We start from the raw sequence: 4,472 nt of genomic DNA, 5'->3' as shown, positions 1-4,472 counted from the left end.
TCGTGTCTCCGCTACCACGGGCGAGTGTCGAAACCTTCCTCGACACCTACTCGCGGCCGTCGCTGACGTGGAACGACATCGCCGGGCTGCGGGAGCGGACGACGCTACCGATTCTGGTCAAGGGGTTGCTGCATCCCGACGACGCCCGGCGCGCCGTCGATGTCGGGGTCGACGGGATTGTGGTGTCCAACCACGGCGGCCGTCAGGTCGACTCGGTCATCGGGGCGGCCGACGCGCTGGCCGACATCACCGCTGTGATCCAGGGCCGCATCCCCGTCATCTTCGACTCCGGTATCCGCAGCGGCGCGGACATCGTCAAAGCTCTTGCCCTGGGAGCTGACGCCGTCACGGTGGGCCGTCCGCACATCTACGGCTTGGCGTTGGCCGGTCGGCAAGGAGTCGCCGAAGTTCTGCAGAACCTGATCGCCGAGTTGGATCTGCTCCTTGCCCTGACGGGCGTGCGCGCCGTCGACGAACTCAACGCCGACCTGTTGCGCCGCGTCGGCTGACCGCCGCGACGCTGATCGGGTTCGATCGGGTTTCGATGCGTAGATTGAAGAGATCCTGGCTGGACGCATTCGCCGACGCTCAAAGGAGATTCCGCGTGGATCAAAAGGTCAACACCGACCCGCCCTCAGCACCCGAGGACGCCAGAAAGTCGACTGAGGAGCAACGCGCACTACAGGAGAAGCTGGAGCACCAAGACGAGGATCCGGACGCCCCGGGTTTGCATCAGTCCCGGCACAATATCGCCGACGAAAGTACGCGGTAGCGCGCAACCTTGCCGTCTCCCTCGCCGGTGTCGACGACGATGGTCGGGTCAGTGGCCCTGCCGCCCACGCCGGTGAGGAGGCTTTTGACCCCTACGATGCGATTGATTTGGTGTGACCGCAGATCTTCCAGAAGCCGCCCTCGCGCACGAACACCTCGGCACCAGAAGGTCTGCTGACAGATTTCGCGAACGTCGTCGTGACTCTGCTGGTGGCTCGATCGCCGGTGACCACGATATCGGTCACCAATGTGGTCTCCGGGCCGGTGACTGCGAGCATGCGGCGCAGTTCGGCGTCGCTGGGCGCATGGAAGCCGGGCGATTCCTTCCGCTGATCACAAGTCAAAGCGGTCAAGGTGGAAGCATCGGAACGGTTGTAGGCGGCGTCGAGGTACTTGACGGTCTGCCTGATCTGGTTTTCGGCGGAACCGGAAGACCCCCGACCAGCGGAAGCACCACCACCGCCCCTGACCGCCAATGCAACGACCAACACGATCGCCACAGCCGCAACGGCGACTATGCCGACGATGATCCAGGTCGGCTTCTGGGAACGTCGCGGCGGACCGGGCCAATACTGTTGCGGCCACTGCGGACCGTATTGTGGCCATTGGGGAGGGCCCCCGTAGGGCGGCCACGGGCCGGGCGGGCCGATCGGTCCTGGTAATGGACCCTGTGGCGGGTAGTACGACATGGCTCCTTCGATCGCTCCAAACAGATGCTGCTCGAGTACCAACGTTACCGGCAGCGATAGGAGCACTCGCTCAGGTACCGGCCCACGCGACGCAGCCGAGGGCACTTCAATGTGGTAAACACAGGCCTATGTCTGCGCTGAGTCGGCCATATTTCTGAAAGAACCGGTGTGCACGACGATCGACTGCTGACACCCGGCGAGACGTGCTGGCGCATCGCACCCGCCGATCGATTCGCCTGCATCATCGACGCGGCCGACTACTTCAAGCACGTCAAGGCGGCGATGCTGCGCGCTCGGCAGCGGATCCTGCTGATCGGTTGGGATTTCGATGCCCGGATGACATTCGAGCGGGGTAGGAAAACTCTTCCCGGCCCGAATCAGCTCGGCGCCTTCCTCTACTGGATGCTGTGGAAACGGTCCGATCTCGAGGTCTATCTGCTGCGTTCTAACCTGCGTTTGCTGTCCGCCTTTGACGGCATTTGGGTCGGGCTCACACCGGTAGCGCTGGTGAACCAGATCAGCAGCAGGCGAATGCACTTCGCGGTCGATGGCGCGCATCCGACCGGCTCCGTTCATCACCAGAAGATTGCGGTGATCGACGATGCGATGGCGTTCTGCGGGGGCATCGACCTCACCGTCGACCGGTGGGACAGCCGCGCGCATCTCCACGACAATCACAGCCGCCGGACCTTCGGGCGCAGCTACGGGCCGCGCCATGAGATGGCTGCAGCCGTCGACGGCGCTGCTGCGCGCGCACTCGGCGAACAGGCTCTGGCTCGATGGCGAACCGCGACGAACCAGACGCTGGCGCCGATCGCCGCCAAGCACACCACCTGGCCCAGCAGCCTGGAGCCGATGCTGCGCAACGTCGACGTCGGGATCGCGCGAACCTTGCCTCAATTGGATGGTCGCGGTGAGGTCCGGGAGGTCGAAGCGCTCAACCTTGCGGCCATAGCGGCGGCACGCCGGACCGTCTATTTGGAGAATCAATATCTCGCGGCCAGGCGTCTCGTTGACGCGCTGGCGGCCCGGCTGAAAGAAGACGACGGTCCGGAGATAGTCATCGTCCTCCCTCGCAGAGGCAACAACCCCCTCGAGCGGCAGGCAATGGACAGCGCCCGCCAGCGGCTCATCCGGGTGCTGTGGGCTGCAGACGATCATCACCGGTTGGGCGTCTACTGGCCGTTGACCGACGGCGGCACGCCGATTTACGTCCACTCCAAGGTGCTGGTGGTCGACGACCGGTTGATGCGCATCGGTTCGTCGAACCTCAACAATCGGTCGATGGGGTTCGACAGCGAGTGCGACGTGGCCGTTGAGGCGGAACCGGCCAGTTCGGAAGGTGCAGACGTTTGCCGCCAGATCATCTCGGTGCGTAATCAATTGGTGTCGGAACACTTGGGCGTCTCCGTCGCTGACGTCGAGAAGTCGCTGCACGATGGCGGGTCGTTGCTGCAGGCGATTGAAGCGCTACGAGGGGGCGGCAGGACGTTGCGGCCGTTCACCGAGAGCACTGTCGCCGGCGAGGCGGGCCCACTGGCGGAGAACGACATAATGGATCCTGACCATGTCCCCCGGTCGGTGACGCGAAGCGTGCAACGGTTCATCGCAGGGCTCAGGGGTTGACCGAGGCCTCGACCGGCATCGGCCCGCGCGATTCGTCGTCCCGCGACGGGGGTAGACACCCGGCATGAACCTGCATCACGTCCTGGTCGGCGTCGAACGAGTGGAGGCGCTCGACGCGCCGGCCGGCGCCACTTCTCGCGTTGTCGGCCGGCTGTTGGGCCGTAGCCGCTTGGCCGGAGTTCTCCGCGGGTCCTGGCTCGGCCACCCTGTGCACCCTCTGCTCATCACAATTCCCATCGGCACCTGGATGACGTCGGCAATCTTCGACATCGTCTTCAAAGATGTCACCGCGGCCCGCCGGTTACTCGCGGTCGGCTTGGCCGCAACGCCGCCCACTGTGCTGGCCGGGTGGGCCGACTACCCACTGCTCGACCGGCGACAGCAGCGCGTGGGACTCATCCACGCGGCCTCGAACTTCATTGGCGCAACGCTGTTCTTGCTGTCGTATCGAGCTTATGGGCAGCAGCGGCACCGAGCGGCGCGTGTCTACAGCCTGCTCGGCGTGGCGACGATCAGCGTAGGGGGTGCGATGGGCGGGCACCTGTCCTACGCACAGGGCGCCGGCATGTTCCGCTGGCAGCCGCGACGCGCCGCGACGCACCGCAGCCCGGTCGAATACCTTCGCGCCGCGTAGTCCGTCTTCGCGGCCGCACTGCGTCAGGTCCCCTGCGATACGCCGCCTGACTGGGTAGCGATCTTCTGCGCCGGTGCACGCCAACACCCTTCGAAATGACCGTTCTCGATGCCGACGGTGTGCATGAACGAGTGGGCGACAACTGGCCCGACGAGCCGAAACCCTACTGCTTGCAATGTTCCGGAAAGCCGGCGGGATTCCGGGCTGACCATCCGGCCGTCACCCCAACTCCGTAGTCGATGGTGCTGACGTGGTTGATATCGCCATACCAGCTGCGTTCTCGAAGTACGTCAGCACAAGTGCTTCGAATAGCGTCACCTCGTCGTGTGTCGGCATGCCCCATTCGTGATCGTGATAGACGGTCAGATCGCGACCTGTTTCGGTGGCCCAACGGCAACGAGTGACACCGTCAGCGGCGGTGACCACCGTAGCCGATTGTGCTGGCATGCCGACGCCGACCATCGCCTTCACGGCGCGGCCTTGCGGACCGAAAGTGCCTGCTGCTGCGGCGTTTCCGCAGCTGCGGCTGAAGACTGACTGGTTTTTCTCTTCAACTGCCTTGGGGTACCTCGCGGAAACCCGGCTCTCCTGCGTCGGCGACGGAATTGAACCGCAAGCGGGTGGTGAGATGCTCGTTGATCTCTTGGATCGCGTCATCGGGAAGCGCCGTGACGTCGAAGTTCTCGCGGATGCGGACCGGCCTGACCGATGACGTGAGCACCGCGCTGCCACGCTGAATACCCCATGCCAGA

8 protein-coding genes are annotated in these 4,472 nt (G+C 64.5%); 4 read left to right on the top strand and 4 right to left on the bottom strand.

Annotation, left to right across the window (positions count from 1 at the left end; genetic code table 11):
- Both WA317_RS13605 and WA317_RS13600 read left to right on the top strand, forming a co-directional pair.
- Positions 1-509: alpha-hydroxy-acid oxidizing protein (locus tag WA317_RS13605; protein WP_425173531.1), on the top strand; the 509-nt coding region annotated here is incomplete at its 5' end.
- Between the two features lie 95 nt (positions 510-604).
- Positions 605-772 (top strand): hypothetical protein, encoded by a 168-nt coding sequence (locus WA317_RS13600; RefSeq protein WP_425173530.1) that lies wholly within the window; start codon positions 605-607, stop codon positions 770-772.
- 91 nt (positions 773-863) lie between these two features.
- On the opposite strand, the gene WA317_RS13595 is transcribed toward WA317_RS13600, so the two are convergent.
- Positions 864-1,271 (bottom strand): hypothetical protein, encoded by a 408-nt coding sequence (locus tag WA317_RS13595; RefSeq protein ID WP_425173529.1) that lies wholly within the window; start codon positions 1,269-1,271, stop codon positions 864-866.
- Between the two features lie 357 nt (positions 1,272-1,628).
- Between WA317_RS13595 and WA317_RS13590 the strand changes: the two genes are divergently transcribed.
- Both WA317_RS13590 and WA317_RS13585 read left to right on the top strand, forming a co-directional pair.
- Positions 1,629-3,086, top strand: a complete 1,458-nt coding sequence (locus WA317_RS13590) for a phospholipase D-like domain-containing protein (protein WP_425173528.1) — start codon at positions 1,629-1,631, stop codon at positions 3,084-3,086.
- 64 nt (positions 3,087-3,150) lie between these two features.
- Positions 3,151-3,720, top strand: a complete 570-nt coding sequence (locus tag WA317_RS13585) for a DUF2231 domain-containing protein (protein ID WP_425173527.1) — start codon at positions 3,151-3,153, stop codon at positions 3,718-3,720.
- 23 nt (positions 3,721-3,743) lie between these two features.
- On the opposite strand, the gene WA317_RS13580 is transcribed toward WA317_RS13585, so the two are convergent.
- The 3 genes from WA317_RS13580 to WA317_RS13570 form a co-directional block, all read right to left on the bottom strand.
- Positions 3,744-3,992 carry a DNA-3-methyladenine glycosylase I gene (locus WA317_RS13580; protein ID WP_425173533.1) on the bottom strand — a complete coding sequence of 83 codons (249 nt, stop codon included), beginning with the start codon at positions 3,990-3,992 and terminating at the stop codon, positions 3,744-3,746.
- The gene (locus WA317_RS13575; protein ID WP_425173532.1) at positions 3,940-4,167 is read right to left on the bottom strand and encodes a DNA-3-methyladenine glycosylase I; all 228 of its coding nucleotides are present in this window, start codon (positions 4,165-4,167) and stop codon (positions 3,940-3,942) included. The genes WA317_RS13580 and WA317_RS13575 overlap by 53 nt, the downstream gene beginning before the upstream one ends.
- A 103-nt stretch (positions 4,168-4,270) precedes the next feature.
- A partial coding sequence (locus tag WA317_RS13570; protein ID WP_425173526.1) for a hypothetical protein occupies positions 4,271-4,472 on the bottom strand: 202 nt, incomplete at its 5' end.

The organism is Mycobacterium sp., assembly GCF_049802695.1.
Classification (GTDB): domain Bacteria; phylum Actinomycetota; class Actinomycetes; order Mycobacteriales; family Mycobacteriaceae; genus Mycobacterium.
The sequence above is the reverse complement of the archived record's forward strand: the minus strand, read 5'-3'. Positions and strand labels throughout refer to the sequence as shown.